The following is a 14284-nucleotide window of genomic DNA, read 5'->3' on the forward strand; positions in this document are numbered from 1 at the left end:
ATTGAATAAATATTGCTTAACATTCTTACTAAACTAAACTTTTTTACATCTGAAAAGGCCCACATCCGCAAATTGCTTAATTTTTGCGATAAGATAGAGTGCTTTTTATTTTTAATCCCATAAGAGGAATATTGCCGTGGACGTACGTCTTTCTGATCGTGTCAATGCTATCAAACCGTCCCCTACACTTGCTGTAACCAACAAGGCTGCTGAACTTAAAGCTGCTGGCAAGAATGTGATTGGTTTAGGTGCTGGCGAACCAGATTTTGATACCCCTCAACACATCAAAGATGCTGCAATTGAAGCGATTAATAATGGTTTCACCAAATATACGGCTGTAGATGGTACTCCTGGATTAAAAAAAGCAATTATTGCTAAATTTAAACGTGATAATAATCTTGATTATCAAGCGAATCAGATTTTGGTTTCATGTGGTGGTAAGCAAAGCTTCTTTAACTTAGCGCTTGCTCTCTTAAACAAAGGCGATGAAGTTATCATTCCAGCACCTTTCTGGGTAAGCTATCCAGATATGGTCATTATTGCTGAAGGTACTCCTGTCATTGTGAAATGTGGTGAAGACCAACGTTTTAAAATTACACCTGAACAATTAGAAGCGGCTATTACTCCTAACACTCGTTTAGTTGTATTAAACAGCCCATCTAACCCAACAGGTATGATCTATAGCAAAGCTGAATTAGAAGCTTTAGCGGAAGTATTACGTCGTCATCCACAAGTATTTGTCGCATCTGACGACATGTATGAACCAATTCGTTGGGAAGATGAGTTCTACAACATCGCAACTGTTGCTCCAGATTTATATGACCGCACTATCGTTTTAAATGGTGTGTCTAAAGCATATGCAATGACAGGCTGGCGTATTGGCTATGCAGCCGGTCCAGCAAAAATCATTGGTGCAATGAAAAAAATCCAATCTCAATCAACTTCAAACCCAACTTCTATTTCACAAGTTGCTGCTGAAGCTGCATTGAATGGTCCACAAGATGTTTTACAGCCAATGATTAAAGCCTTCAAACGTCGTCATGACTTAGTTGTAAATGGCTTGAATGACATTAAAGGGATTTCTTGCTTACCTGCTGACGGTGCTTTCTATGCCTATGCAAACATTCGTCCACTCATTCGTGCAAAAGGCTTAAAGTCTTGTACAGAGTTCTCTGAATGGTTACTAGAAGAGACTGGTGTAGCAGTAGTTCCTGGTGATGCATTTGGTTTAGGCGGTTTTATGCGTATTTCATATGCGACTGCTGATGAAGTACTCGTTGATGCGTTAGCGCGTATCAAAAAAGCTGCTGACTCAATTGACGGTGTAGATGCTGCAATTGCTTCTATTGAAGCTGAAAAAGCTGCAAAATAATCTGCATTTTGTATAAAAAAGGGTTCTCTTTGGAGAGAGCCCTTTTTTAATTGATCTATGCTTTTCTTTTTTTCGGCATCATATAAATAACTAGAAAAATTCCAAACAAAACCATAAAACTAGACAAAATAACTCGCCCAGTTATAGCTTCATTAACAAATAGATTACCACCTAAAATTGCCAAACATGGCACACTCAGCTGCACGGTACTGGCAGTCACTCGATCAATATGCTTCAAAATCGCATACCAAACGACATAGGCCCCACTTGAAGTCACGCCACCAGACAAAATTGCTAATACCCAACCTTGTAAATCAATATACCGCTCTTGATTAAACAATATATTTGCCAACAAAATGATTGGTACAGCCAATATAAAATTTGCCAATGTACTACCAACAGGCTGTGTCATGTTACGACCAGCAATGCTGTACCCAGCCCATGCCAAACCTGACACCATCATAAGTAGCGCATACCCCCAATGAGGTGCATGAGTACCCGGTAATAGCAAAACAATCATTCCAGCTAAAGCTATACATAAACCGATACTACGGTACATGCCAATTTGCTCACCATGCCAATAACCGTAAAGCACCATGGTAAGTTGTACAACACCAAATAATAGTAAAGCACCAATACCCGCATCTATTTGAAGATAAGCACATGAAAATGCTAAAACATAAACCGCTAGAAAAAATGCGTTCTTAAAATTCCAATGAATATGAGTTTGAGGCGATCTGTAATAAAAAAACATCCCCAATAAAACAACTGCACCACTCACTACTCGTATTAGGCTAAAACTCATTGGATCGATATGATGCCCTGCTAAAGCCAAACGGCACAACACAGAATTCGCTGCAAAAGCCACCATCACAAGTGCAATTTTTAAAAGCATTATCCCTATGCTCCTGCTATTTTTTTTATAGTGTATAAGAAGAACCACTTATCTATCTAATTCATTATGCAACTAATTTATTCCTGTTTTTAGAATAAAGAGGTTTTATCCTCAATAGGTAAGCTTTTAAGTATTCAACTCATCAGTTCAATCCTTCACTCATAGAATTGACATATCGATGGCTTAATAATAGGCTAACAATAAGTTCCATTTTAGAACTTATTAAATTAAAGGACTCAAAAAATGAAAAATCCTATGGAAATGACTGGTCTCGAATTTTTACAAGCTATGATAGATGGCCATATTCCAGCAGCAAGTATTAGTAAAACCATACCTATGCAACCTACTGAAATTTCAGAAGGGGCTGTTACGTTTAAAGCACAAGCAGATCATAACCATTTAAATCCACTCGGTGGTGTACATGGTGGCTTTGCTGCTACAGTTTTAGACTCTGTGACTGGTTGTGCAATACATACGATGTTACCTGCCGGCGTAGGCTACGGAACAATCGATCTTAACGTAAAAATGTGCCGTCCTATTCCTAAGAACTTTCCTTTAATTGCGATAGGCAAAGTCATTAACTTAAGTAAAAATTTGGGTATTTCCGAAGGAAAGATTATTGATGAGGAAGGTAAACTGTATGCCTATGCAACAGCAACCTGCATGGTTATCCGTCCCTAGTCATTAAGGGCAGCTTTAAACCGCTGCCTTTTTTATTGAGTAATCTGAATTATTTGGACGGTCACAGGTTTGTGCAACCACATACGGTGCCCAAATATTTTTAAGTTGAAGTTCTATAACTTCTTGATGTTCAATAGACCAAGCTAGAACTTTATTTCTGCCAAGCAATAACTCCCCTTCTAATTGAAAAATATATAAAGATTTAGAAGGGCTTAATACTTTTGAACTTTTTAAAACTTTTAGTGAACTATGCACATTCCATTTGGAGCTTAGCCAAAGCTGCAATAAATCACCCAAATACAAAGTTTGTTTTTTAAATGGATATGCATCAATCCATGCACCCTCTACAGGTGTGTAATAAGATTCTGGTCGACTTAAAATATTGAGATAATTACGTTGATAAAAATTAAAATTAGAAAAAATAGAAGCAACAGTAAGCGTTTTCATACTTATCTCCGATTTAGCCATTTTAGTGCTGGCAAGTTGGTTTTAAATCCACACTGTCTGGATTTCTCCAAACGTTTGTTCTTTATTGAATCTAACAATTGAATTTTTAAAGCGCAAGAAATTTTTCGCCCCAACCCTCAACTGATCAAATAAAAAGCATACAGCACAAAAATGTAGTCAACATGACAATTTAGACTTGACCCTTCTCAAAATCTCCTTATAATCGCATGCAGATTCTCCCATAGCTCAGTCGGTAGAGCGACGGACTGTTAATCCGCAGGTCCCTGGTTCGAGCCCAGGTGGGAGAGCCAAATACGAAAAAGCCCGCAGCATTAAAGCGGGCTTTTTTTTGCCATAAAATTATCAATACCTATAAAAAAATCCCCTATCAACATATAGAGGATTTAATTTTCATTATTAGATTAATCGTTTGCTTTAATGACCCAATTCCAAACTAAATGGCGTATCACCTTTTATTCCCTCTTAGATCATTTCAAAACTACCTATTCCACTTCAACAACTTTTAAAGGATTAAAAGACTGGGTGGTCGGCATCATTTCAATACGATTAATATTAATATGTGGCGGCTGTGATGCAACCCACGCTACCGTATTTGCAATATCCTCGGGTAAAATTGGGTTCTTTTTATCATAAAGACTATTTACCTTTTCTTGATCGCCCTTGAAACGTACCAAAGAAAACTCTGTACCACCACAAAGCCCTGGCTCAATGTTAGTTACTCGAATGCCCGTACCTGATAGATCAGCTCGAAGGTTTAAACTAAATTGCTCCACGAATGCTTTGGTTGCACCGTAAACGTTACCACCCGGATATGGGTATGTACCTGCAATTGACCCCATATTGATGATTAAACCGGATTTTTTCTTCACCATATTCGGTAAAATTAACCGAGTAACTGTAATCAAGCCTTTAATATTGGTATCAACCATGGTGTACCAATCATCTAAATCTGATTTATCAGCTGACTCCAACCCTAATGCCAATCCAGCATTATTTACCAATAAATCAATTTGGCTGATTTGAAATTCGGCTGGTAAACCAACCAATGCCTTATTTATATTTTCTGCCACATCTGTCATGTCAAATACTAAGGGATAGAATTTTTCACCAAGCTCTTGTTTTAGTTCTTCTAGTTTTTCTGCCCGTCTTCCGCAACCAATAACTTTATAGCCTAACTCAATCAGTTTTTTTGAAATGCTATAACCAAAACCTGCCGATGCACCTGTAACTAATGCTAACATTCTTATATCCTTAGAAATGATCAACTATTTCAGTTGAACTCATGATGAACATATCAGCCTTTATATTTACACAATATTTATTATTAGCCTAAAAAAATAAAAGTTTTTTTAAAAATTTTAAGAGAAATTAAAATCTATAAAAAATATATTTATTAAATGATTATATGCATTAAAAAACTAAAAGCAGAACATGCCCACCACCGAAAAAATAAAGCTCACCTAATAAAAAAGTTTACCGTGAAAGGTAAACTTTTTTAAATTGAAGCATTCAAGATTATGCAGGCACGCCACTGTGAAAGCGGAAAGTATCATCAGGTGTTAAAATCAGATTCTTTTCAACCTCGCGAATATGCTCAATGCGCTGCTGAATATCCTCTTTAGGATTTTTCATTTTTGCAGTTTGTGCAACATCAAGAGCAAGTGACAAATAATCTTCAAAATGACGAGACTCTGACTTAAGCAAATAGCGATAGTAACGTCCCAACTCTTCATCTACACGTGGAGCAAGTGCATGAAAACGTTCGCATGAGCGAGCCTCAACAAAAGCACCCACCACTAGCACATCAATTAAAGCTTCTGGCTCATAAGTACGAATCTCTTTACGTAACCCACCTGCGTAGCGCCCTGCACTTAACCCATCCCATTTCTGACCACGCTTAGCCATTAGCTCAAGCACTTGTTCATAATGAAGCATTTCTTCCCGTACCAGTTGTGCAAGCTTTACTTGCAAATCAGGGAAAAAGCTATAACGGAACATTAAGTTCATTGCGGTACTAGCTGCTTTTTTTTCACAATTAGCATGATCTTGCATCAAAATATCTAAATTATTGATTGCCTCATCTAACCATGCATTTGGCGTTTGACAGCCTAAAAAAGCCAATACAGGTTGCATTAATTCATCGTAATTGATACTCGACATAACCAGTTAACCTGCCACCTGAATGGCTGCTTTCATATCTTTAACAGCTTGAACCAGACCTACGAAAACGCTATCAGCAATAATTGAATGTCCAATGTTTAATTCGTGAATTTGTGGAATAGCTGCAATTGGAGCAATATTTTTCAGGTTCAAACCATGACCAGCATTTACAATCAAACCTTTTGAAGCTGCGTATTCAACACCTTTGATAATACGTGCCAATTCAGCCTCTTGATCTTGCTCTGTTGCCGCATCTGCATATGCACCCGTGTGCAACTCAATCGTAGGTGCGCCACATGCAACAGCAGCATCAATTTGAGCTAAATCAGCATCGATAAACAAAGACACATCACAGCCAATAGCAGTTAAAACTTGTGTTGCAGCTTTTACTTTATCAAAGTTACCGACCACATCTAGGCCGCCTTCTGTTGTTACTTCTTGACGTCTTTCTGGAACAAAACAAACATGCTGTGGCTGAATTTCCTTCGCAAACGCGACCATTTCATCAGTTACAGCCAACTCTAGATTCATGCGTGTTTTTAGTAATGGTCGCATACGGCGTACATCATCATCTTGAATATGGCGACGGTCTTCACGCAAATGCAAGGTAATTCCCTCTGCACCAGCTTGTTCACAAATGAGCGCAGCTTCTACAGGGTCTGGGTAAGTAGTACCGCGCGCCTGTCTTAAAGTAGCAACATGGTCTATGTTTACACCAAGCAATGCAGCCATAAATAAATCCTAATTACGATTGAGTTTGAGTATTTTGAATCCACAACTGTCGACTTTTTAGGGAACGATCTCCTAAAAGCGATGTAATCATTTGACGGTATAGTTTACCTAATAATTGCAGTTGATCGTGAGAAAAATCATGCCCTTGTTCATAGTCCAACATAGACAAAACTGCTTTTCCAGACACAGAAGAACTGCTCGCCTGAGCAACAGGTGCAAAGCCTTCGGTCACTTGAAATTGATAAAACTGATGTTCCTGAATTGACTGTTGCTGAGTATCAATTGAAAAGTCAATTGCGTATCCAAGTTCAGGAAGAAGTGCATGTTCGAACTGTCGTAATATTTGTCTAAGAAAAAGATCAGGATTTTCGTGAGAAGATAATTGTTGTAATTGCAGTAATGTTAACTGATATTGCTCAAAAGTTTGGGGCATTGCCTCTTCTAACGGACAAAGTCTAAGAACAACTTCATTTAAATAAAATCCGGCAAAAAAAGCATCACCAAAAAAGAAAACTGGCTGATTTAAGATTTCAAGCTTAGTAAAGTTCTTCAGTTCACTTTTACCTGTTGCCTGTAATCGGATAGGTTGATACTGAGGGGGCGGAGTCTGTCTTAAAATACCATCAACTCGCCCATACTCCTGAGTAAAAAGATGCACAATATGACTTTTTTCACGGTACTTACGGTGATGAATCATATATCCATGGAGGACTTCATTGCGCATCATAAAAAGAAACTATTCCTTAGATTCTTTTTCTTTTTTGTCATCCTCATCATCACCATCAGGGATCACCGCACCTATAACAGCAGCTGTACCTTTGACAACACCTTTTGTAGTTTTATAGGCGATACCTACTGGTACGGTTACAAGCTTATATACACAACCTTGTAACATCAATGTACATCCAATTATAGCGACCAATGATGTAATTGTTTTCATACCAGTATCCTATCCTTTAGATATCACTATATCCTAAGCTTTTTAAGGCACGCTCATCATCAGACCAGCCACCCTTCACTTTCACCCAAAGTGTGAGCATAATTTTTTGCTCAAACATCTTTTCCATGTCTTTTCGGGCATCCATACCGATTGTTTTAAGCTTGGCGCCTTTTTCGCCAATCACAATCGCTTTTTGGCCCGCACGATCTACAAAAATCGTTGCATCAATATAAGTACAAGCTGGTTTTAAACGACCAGTTTTCTCATTAACAGTTTCTTCTTCCGTTTTGAAAGATTCAATTTGTACTGTTAAATCATAAGGTAATTCTTCACCTAACTGGCGCATGATTTTTTCACGAATAATTTCGCTAGCCAAAAAGCGTTCAGAACGGTCAGTAATCTGATCAAATGAATACAAAGGCGCTTGATAAGGAAGATACTTCTCAATCGTTTCACTCAAGTGTTCCAGATTTGCTCCACGTAATGCAGATACAGGAACAATCTCGGCAAAATTCATAAGCTTGGCACGCTCTTGAATCAAAGGAAGAATATCTCTTTTATCTTCAAAAGTATCAGCCTTGTTAATCACCAAAATAACTGGCATTTCAGCATTCTTGAGTTTTTCAAGTACTAAGTCGTCATTTGGGGTCCACTTATAAGCATCAATAACAAATAAGACCAAATTAACGTCGCGCAATGCAGAATGAGCTGCACGGTTCATCATTTTATTAATAGCGCGCACTTCTTTTTTATGCATACCTGGGGTATCTACATATACCGCCTGCATTTTTTCGCGCGAATCAATACCAATAATTTTATGACGTGTTGTTTGAGGTTTACGCGAGGTAATAGAGAGCTTTTGACCTAATAAATGATTCATGAGGGTAGATTTACCCACATTTGGACGTCCTACAATCGCCACAAATCCGCTCTTAAAATCCGAAGGAATTGTTACGCCTTTGGAACTAAAAAATTGATCAATCAGATTATTAGGATCTTGGTTATCATTTGAATCTGGATTGATTTGATCAGAATGCATCGACATGCAGGTTATTGCTCCAATAACTTTAAAATTTCCGCCGCTGCTGCCTGCTCGGCAAAACGACGACTTGAACCCTCACCATAAATCTTTGATAAGCCATCTATCAAACATTCAACTTTAAAGTGTTGGTGAGGTGCATCACCCTGAATATCTACAACCTCGTAAACAGGGAGAGGTTTTTTACGTGCTTGTAGATACTCTTGTAAACGTGATTTCGGATCTTTAAGTTGATCCGTAGGTTCAATATGGTCTAAATAGGGTACATACCATTTTAGCACAATATCTGTAAGTAAGTTGAGATCACCACTATCAATATAAATTGCACCAATAATCGCTTCTACCGTGTCAGCCAATATTGACTCGCGATGATGACCACCAGATTTCAACTCACCCGTACTTAATATTAAACACCGACTAAGTTGCAAATCTGTTGCAATCTTACCTAAAGCTTCCTGACGAACTAAAGTCGCTCGCATACGCGTTAGACGACCTTCATTTTCATTTGGATAGGCATGATATAGATAATTGGCAACAATCATGCCTAATAATGAATCGCCTAAAAACTCCAAGCGCTCGTAATTGTATTTATGACTCACCGAACGATGAGTCAAAGCTAACTGCAACAATTCAAGCTGCTTGAATTGATATCCTATTCGACTCAATAAGCGAGGATCACTTAGTTTGAACTGATGTTTTATCAAAACTCTTCTCAAATGTTAAAACTAAATCAATATTTAATAAGAAAGGTTTTCTTACCTCATATTTCTTTTGGACTTTTAGACCAGACTCATTAAACACTTGTGCGATCTCCTTAAAATGAAGATCACGAATATTGTTCATTTCCAGTCGCTGATCCATTTGTGTCACAAACTTCTGTGGTGTGATCTCAGAAGAGCTTTCTTTTAAAAGCTCTTCTATTTGATTATTAATCAATCGATCATCCCAATATGCTGGCCAAACTGCAAGTACAGCTTTTACTGCAACCGCAAATATAACCACCCCAAATAAAATTGCTAAATACGAAGTACCTTGTTGTGCCTTACGCATTTCTTTTTTTCCTAATGGTTGTTTTTAATCTATTTTTCCATTTCGGCCAAAGGTAGGAAGATGTAAGCCCGGTTCTTTATGCATCCATACATAGAATGCTCGCCCTGTTAAGTTTTCTTCAGGTACAAAGCCCCAGAAACGACTGTCTGCACTTTGATCACGGTTATCCCCCATTGCAAAGTAATGCCCTTTTGGAACAGTCACTTCCCAATATAAACCGTCTTGGTTTGAATATTTACCATTTTCAACATAGTTGATAAACGGTGCTTGGCGCGCCACATTTACGCCTTCAAGTTCACGCATTCTAAAGGTATGCGTACCAATCGTCTCTTTGTGGTAAATAGACGTTGGGGTATCTAACACATCTTTTTCACGACTAAACTGTGTTAATACTTTCGGTACTTTTTGTCCGTTAATAATCAATTGTCCATGATCGTAAACAATATGATCACCCGGCAAACCGATGACACGTTTAATATAGCTGATGGTAGGTTGAGGTGGATAACGGAATACAATCACATCACCACGATTTGGTTCTCCTACATCAATAATTTTCTTATTAACGATAGGTAAACGCACACCATAATCAAATTTATTAACCAAAATAAAATCACCAGTTTCTAAAGTAGGTACCATAGAGTCTGATGGAATATTAAATGGTTCATAAAGGAATGAACGAAGCACAAGTACTACAGCTAAAACTGGCCAAAAGTCATAGGCCCATGTAATAACAAAATTTTCGTTCCCGCGCCCTTTATTTGCACGCTGTTTGAATACAAGTTTATCTAACAACCACACTGCAAATAGAATCAGCGTAACTGGAACAAGAATTAAATTAAAATCAAAATCCACATGACCTCACTCGCAGCCTAGCTGCTTGTCTTAAAGTAGGGAAAAGCAATCTCGTACTTCCCCCACCCTCATTTCTTATCTTTCTACTTTCAATACAGCCAAGAACGCTTCTTGTGGAATTTCAACACTTCCCACTTGTTTCATACGTTTCTTACCTTCTTTTTGTTTAGAAAGTAGTTTTTTCTTACGTGAAACGTCACCACCATAACATTTCGCTAATACGTTTTTACGCATTGCTTTTACAGTAGAACGAGCAATAATTTGTGCACCGATAGCCGCTTGAATAGCAACATCGTACATTTGGCGAGGAATCAAATCTTTCATTTTCTCAACCAATGCGATACCACGATGACGCGCGTCATTACGGTGACAAATCATAGCCAAGGCATCAACCTTGTCACTATTAATTAATACATCAACCTTAACTAGAGCTGAACTTTCGAAACGCACAAAGTTATAGTCTAGCGATGCAAAACCACGAGAGCATGATTTTAACTTATCAAAGAAATCCATAACGACTTCAGCCATCGGAATTTCAAAGGTAATAGAAACTTGATTACCCAAGAATTTCATATCTTTTTGAACACCACGGCGTTCAATACATAGGGTCATTACATTCCCTAAGTACTCTTGAGGAACAAGGATATGACATTCTGCAATCGGCTCACGCAAGTCTTCTACAGTCGATCCATCTGGCATTTTCGATGGACTATCGATATAAATCGTTTCGCCCTTCTTGGTTAATGCTTCATAAATTACGGTAGGTGCAGAACTGATTAGGTCAAGATCATACTCACGCTCTAAACGCTCTTGTACAATTTCCATGTGTAGCATCCCTAAGAAGCCACAACGGAAACCAAAACCTAATGCATCTGAGCTTTCTGGTTCAAAGAATAAAGCTGAGTCGTTGATCTGCAATTTTTGTAGCGCTTCACGGAATGGCTCAAAATCACTCGCATCAATCGGGAACAAACCAGCATAAACCTGTGGTTTAACCTTTTTAAAACCGGGTAAAATTGCAACATCAGGTGTAGCAGCAAGGGTAATAGTGTCACCTACTGGTGCACCAAAAATATCTTTAATACCCGCAATAACAAAACCTACTTCACCAGCTTCAAGAATATCTGTTTCAGTATGCTTAGGATTAAATACACCTACTGAAGTTACCGGATGAGTTTGTCCTGTCGATTTAACCAACATTTTGTCGCCCTTACGGATACGACCTTGTTTAATACGTACAAGAGAAACTACACCTAGGTAGTTATCAAACCATGAGTCGATAATTAATGCTTGCAATGGAGCATCACGATCGCCTTCAGGCGCTGGAATAACATCGACTAACCGCTCTAAAACACCTTCAACACCCAAACCAGTTTTTGCTGAACAGGTTGGGGCATCCGTTGCTTCAATCCCGATGATTTCTTCAATTTCATGAATTACACGCTCAGGTTCAGCCTGTGGTAAATCAATTTTATTTAAAATAGGAAGAACTTCGAGACCTTGTTCAATCGCGGTATAACAGTTTGCAACTGATTGTGCTTCTACACCTTGTGCAGCATCTACAACCAACAGCGCACCTTCACACGCGGCTAATGAACGAGAAACTTCGTATGAGAAGTCTACGTGTCCAGGAGTATCAATAAAGTTAAGTTGATATTCCTGACCATTAGGATGAGTATAATATAGCGTGACAGAAGCGGCTTTAATGGTAATCCCACGTTCGCGCTCAAGCTCCATTGAGTCCAAAACTTGAGCTTGCATTTCACGATCTTGTAGACCACCACACATCTGAATAAAACGGTCAGCCAATGTAGACTTACCATGGTCAATGTGAGCAATAATCGAGAAATTTCGTATATTTTTGATATCGACGGATTTTTTAGCTTGCGCCATGGGTTACCTTGAGAAAATATAGAGTGCTATGTAGCTTGTTTTAATACACAGCCAAAGCAGTTAAATTAATTGCGTGCGATTATAACAGATGGATATTTTAAAGTATCCAAAATAATCATTACCTTTTACTTGTGTTCAAAAAAGGCCCAGCAACCCAATTCTAGCTTGAGAAACTTCTTGCATAAGAAACGGTAAAATCATAAGGATTTATGCTTGATTCAAGCGGCTGATATGCTTGAGTAAAAGTTGGAGACATCCGCTTCGGACGACCAGATGCGATTTCAATACAAGCCCATTTCGTATTTCCAACAAATAATACAGCCTGATCGGACGGACGGAAAAATACATACTGGCGGAACGAATAAAGAGCGTTGATATCATCTAACCATGTGCGTAATACAATTTGTTCGCCTTCAAATGCAGCTTTACGATATTGCACATGATGCTCAACAGCGACCATTGCATGTTTTAATTCGAGATATTTAGTTACCCCTACCCCTAACGTTTCTACATGAGCAGCAGCTACATCTTGCATCCACTGTACATACATCACATTATTCACATGTCCTAACGCATCAATATGATGTGGCTGTACCTGAATATGTAAATCAAAAATACTACTCACAAATGTTCACTCTTATTGATTAACTTTCAAACTGAAATAAGTGTAGGTAGATATCACTATACGCTCAAGATAAATAACAAAAAACCACCCATATTTAGGGTGGCTCATTGTGTCTTTTTTAAGTTTACTGGATACGCAAACCAAGCATCGCGCGTTGTCCCTGACGAATAATCGCAACACGTGCTACTGTATTTTTTTGCAAGTTAGAAACAACTTTTGCAAAATCCTGACTATTTAAAATCTGGTTATTGTTGACTTGAATAATCACATCACCCTGAATGATATTTGACAATGATGCTAAGCCACCACGGCGAACATCTTGCACATAGATACCGCCTTTTACACTTAAAGCACTTTTTTCTGGTTCAGCCAAATCACGAATACTCATGCCTAAAACTGGTCCTTTAGATACAGCACCTTGCGCACCTGTGGCAGGTGTTTCATCTGGAGCGGTCGTTAAAGTCGCAGAAATATTACGGGTTTTATCATCACGTAATACTTCAAACTGAACAGTTTGATTCGGCTGTACTTTGTTTAGTGCGTAGAGTAATTCACTGGTGCGCGGTACTGGATTGCCGTTATATTTCAAAATCACATCACCCGCTCTAAGCCCTGCTTTTTGTGCAGGCGAGTTCGGAGAAATTTGGGTAATTAATGCACCTTCAGGTTTAGGTAACTTGTAAGCATCGGCAAGGTTACGGTCAATGTCTTGCATCATGACGCCCAAATATGAACGAGTAACTTTCCCTTTTGTTTTAAGCTGTTCAGCTACATCCATCGCAACATCGATTGGAATAGAGAAAGACAAGCCCATATAACCGCCAGTACCACTAAAGATACGTGAGTTTACCCCGACAACTTCACCATTTTGGTTAAACAATGGACCACCTGAGTTACCAGGGTTTAATGCCACATCGGTTTGAATAAACGGTACAGAGGTTTCGCCACTCATGTTGCGTGATTTTGCACTGACAATACCTGCTGAAGCTGAGTAGTCAAAACCAAATGGTGAACCAATTGCTAAAACTGGTTCTCCCACACGTAAGCGGTCAACATTGCCAACTTTTAAGGCAGGATAATTACTTCCATTCACTTTTAATAATGCAACATCAGTACGTTCATCGCTACCTACCACCGTTGCATCAATCTCACGACGGTCATTTAAAGTAATACTAATGCGGGAAGCGTTTTCAATCACATGATGGTTTGTGAGTAAGTAACCATCTTTACTAATAAAGAAAGCACTACCGTACGCGGTTTTCTCTTGTGGACCTTGTTGCTGCGGAATGATGACCTGATTACCAAAGAAACGTTTTAAAATTTCAGGTACTTGCTGTTGTAACAGTTCATCCTGAGTCATTTTTTTTACGACGTTTACACTCACCACAGCCGGACTAACTTGTTCAACGAGGTTTGAAAAATCAACAGCAGCATTTGCTTGAACAGCGGCAACTGTAAATACCGCTGCATACATTCCTTGTTGTAAATAGCGAGTTTTCATTCGGTGCTCACCCACAATTGGTCTACGAAAATAAGAATAAAACTGTTGTAGCACAACGCCTTGGGGTTGTGCGTAA

Annotated in this window: 16 protein-coding genes and 1 tRNA gene; 3 read left to right on the forward strand and 14 right to left on the reverse strand. The window is 38.6% G+C overall.

Annotated elements, in window-relative coordinates; all coding sequences use genetic code 11:
- The first annotated feature begins 136 nt into the window (after window positions 1-136).
- Window positions 137-1372, forward strand: a complete 1236-nt coding sequence (locus I5515_RS03145) for a pyridoxal phosphate-dependent aminotransferase (RefSeq protein WP_199964708.1) — start codon at window positions 137-139, stop codon at window positions 1370-1372.
- A gap of 55 nt (window positions 1373-1427) precedes the next feature.
- Here I5515_RS03145 and I5515_RS03150 read toward each other — a convergent pair whose 3' ends face one another.
- On the reverse strand, window positions 1428-2267 hold the full coding sequence (locus I5515_RS03150) for a DMT family transporter (RefSeq protein ID WP_199964709.1): 840 nt from the start codon (window positions 2265-2267) through the stop codon (window positions 1428-1430).
- 243 nt (window positions 2268-2510) lie between these two features.
- Here I5515_RS03150 and I5515_RS03155 point away from each other — a divergent pair, with 243 nt between their 5' ends.
- Window positions 2511-2948 (forward strand): PaaI family thioesterase, encoded by a 438-nt coding sequence (locus I5515_RS03155; protein WP_199964710.1) that lies wholly within the window; start codon window positions 2511-2513, stop codon window positions 2946-2948.
- A gap of 15 nt (window positions 2949-2963) precedes the next feature.
- On the opposite strand, the gene I5515_RS03160 is transcribed toward I5515_RS03155, so the two are convergent.
- Window positions 2964-3395: a hypothetical protein gene (locus I5515_RS03160; RefSeq protein ID WP_199964711.1), complete on the reverse strand. Its 432-nt coding sequence runs from the start codon at window positions 3393-3395 to the stop codon at window positions 2964-2966.
- 235 nt (window positions 3396-3630) lie between these two features.
- Between I5515_RS03160 and I5515_RS03165 the strand changes: the two genes are divergently transcribed.
- Window positions 3631-3706 (forward strand) — tRNA-Asn (locus I5515_RS03165).
- 192 nt (window positions 3707-3898) lie between these two features.
- Here the strand turns inward: I5515_RS03165 and I5515_RS03170 are convergent.
- From I5515_RS03170 to I5515_RS03225, 12 genes are all read right to left on the reverse strand, one after another.
- A complete protein-coding gene (locus I5515_RS03170; protein WP_199964712.1) occupies window positions 3899-4657 on the reverse strand; it encodes an SDR family oxidoreductase in 759 nt (252 codons plus the stop codon).
- 274 nt (window positions 4658-4931) lie between these two features.
- A complete protein-coding gene (locus I5515_RS03175) occupies window positions 4932-5576 on the reverse strand; it encodes a tRNA-(ms[2]io[6]A)-hydroxylase (RefSeq protein ID WP_199964713.1) in 645 nt (214 codons plus the stop codon).
- Window positions 5577-5582: 6 nt separating this feature from the next.
- Complete coding sequence (gene pdxJ, locus I5515_RS03180) at window positions 5583-6308, reverse strand: pyridoxine 5'-phosphate synthase (protein ID WP_199964714.1); 726 nt, start codon at window positions 6306-6308, stop codon at window positions 5583-5585.
- A 13-nt stretch (window positions 6309-6321) separates the two neighbouring features.
- Window positions 6322-7035 (reverse strand): DNA repair protein RecO, encoded by a 714-nt coding sequence (recO, locus tag I5515_RS03185; protein ID WP_199964715.1) that lies wholly within the window; start codon window positions 7033-7035, stop codon window positions 6322-6324.
- Between the two features lie 9 nt (window positions 7036-7044).
- The gene (locus I5515_RS03190; protein WP_199964716.1) at window positions 7045-7248 is read right to left on the reverse strand and encodes an NF038104 family lipoprotein; all 204 of its coding nucleotides are present in this window, start codon (window positions 7246-7248) and stop codon (window positions 7045-7047) included.
- Between the two features lie 16 nt (window positions 7249-7264).
- Window positions 7265-8287, reverse strand: coding sequence for a GTPase Era (gene era / locus I5515_RS03195; protein WP_081400221.1), 1023 nt, complete (start codon window positions 8285-8287; stop codon window positions 7265-7267).
- 11 nt (window positions 8288-8298) lie between these two features.
- Entirely contained in the window at window positions 8299-8991 is a 693-nt protein-coding gene (rnc, locus tag I5515_RS03200; protein WP_004643662.1) for a ribonuclease III, read from the reverse strand.
- Window positions 8963-9337 (reverse strand): DUF4845 domain-containing protein, encoded by a 375-nt coding sequence (locus I5515_RS03205; RefSeq protein ID WP_199964717.1) that lies wholly within the window; start codon window positions 9335-9337, stop codon window positions 8963-8965. Before I5515_RS03205 ends, rnc begins: the two co-directional genes overlap by 29 nt.
- Before the next feature lie 24 nt (window positions 9338-9361).
- Window positions 9362-10189, reverse strand: coding sequence for a signal peptidase I (gene lepB, locus I5515_RS03210; protein WP_199964718.1), 828 nt, complete (start codon window positions 10187-10189; stop codon window positions 9362-9364).
- A gap of 75 nt (window positions 10190-10264) precedes the next feature.
- Window positions 10265-12082, reverse strand: coding sequence for a translation elongation factor 4 (gene lepA / locus I5515_RS03215; RefSeq protein WP_003650302.1), 1818 nt, complete (start codon window positions 12080-12082; stop codon window positions 10265-10267).
- 160 nt (window positions 12083-12242) lie between these two features.
- Window positions 12243-12707 carry an acyl-CoA thioesterase gene (locus I5515_RS03220; protein WP_199964719.1) on the reverse strand — a complete coding sequence of 155 codons (465 nt, stop codon included), beginning with the start codon at window positions 12705-12707 and terminating at the stop codon, window positions 12243-12245.
- Between the two features lie 124 nt (window positions 12708-12831).
- Window positions 12832-14208: a Do family serine endopeptidase gene (locus tag I5515_RS03225; RefSeq protein WP_199964720.1), complete on the reverse strand. Its 1377-nt coding sequence runs from the start codon at window positions 14206-14208 to the stop codon at window positions 12832-12834.
- Between the last annotated feature and the right edge of the window lie 76 nt (window positions 14209-14284).

This window comes from Acinetobacter calcoaceticus, from assembly GCF_016508255.1.
GTDB lineage: Bacteria > Pseudomonadota > Gammaproteobacteria > Pseudomonadales > Moraxellaceae > Acinetobacter > Acinetobacter calcoaceticus_E.

Excerpts from the sequence above, each read along its gene's own strand:
- I5515_RS03150 (WP_199964709.1), bottom strand. The coding sequence starts at position 2,267 with ATGCTTTTAAAAATTGCACTTGTGATGGTGGCTTTTGCAGCGAATTCT.
- I5515_RS03155 (WP_199964710.1), top strand. The coding sequence starts at position 2,511 with ATGAAAAATCCTATGGAAATGACTGGTCTCGAATTTTTACAAGCTATG.
- I5515_RS03160 (WP_199964711.1), bottom strand. The coding sequence starts at position 3,395 with ATGAAAACGCTTACTGTTGCTTCTATTTTTTCTAATTTTAATTTTTAT.
- I5515_RS03170 (WP_199964712.1), bottom strand. The coding sequence starts at position 4,657 with ATGTTAGCATTAGTTACAGGTGCATCGGCAGGTTTTGGTTATAGCATT.
- I5515_RS03175 (WP_199964713.1), bottom strand. The coding sequence starts at position 5,576 with ATGTCGAGTATCAATTACGATGAATTAATGCAACCTGTATTGGCTTTT.
- pdxJ (WP_199964714.1), bottom strand. The coding sequence starts at position 6,308 with ATGGCTGCATTGCTTGGTGTAAACATAGACCATGTTGCTACTTTAAGA.
- recO (WP_199964715.1), bottom strand. The coding sequence starts at position 7,035 with ATGATGCGCAATGAAGTCCTCCATGGATATATGATTCATCACCGTAAG.
- I5515_RS03190 (WP_199964716.1), bottom strand. The coding sequence starts at position 7,248 with ATGAAAACAATTACATCATTGGTCGCTATAATTGGATGTACATTGATG.
- era (WP_081400221.1), bottom strand. The coding sequence starts at position 8,287 with ATGCATTCTGATCAAATCAATCCAGATTCAAATGATAACCAAGATCCT.
- I5515_RS03205 (WP_199964717.1), bottom strand. The coding sequence starts at position 9,337 with ATGCGTAAGGCACAACAAGGTACTTCGTATTTAGCAATTTTATTTGGG.
- lepA (WP_003650302.1), bottom strand. The coding sequence starts at position 12,082 with ATGGCGCAAGCTAAAAAATCCGTCGATATCAAAAATATACGAAATTTC.
- I5515_RS03225 (WP_199964720.1), bottom strand. The coding sequence starts at position 14,208 with ATGAAAACTCGCTATTTACAACAAGGAATGTATGCAGCGGTATTTACA.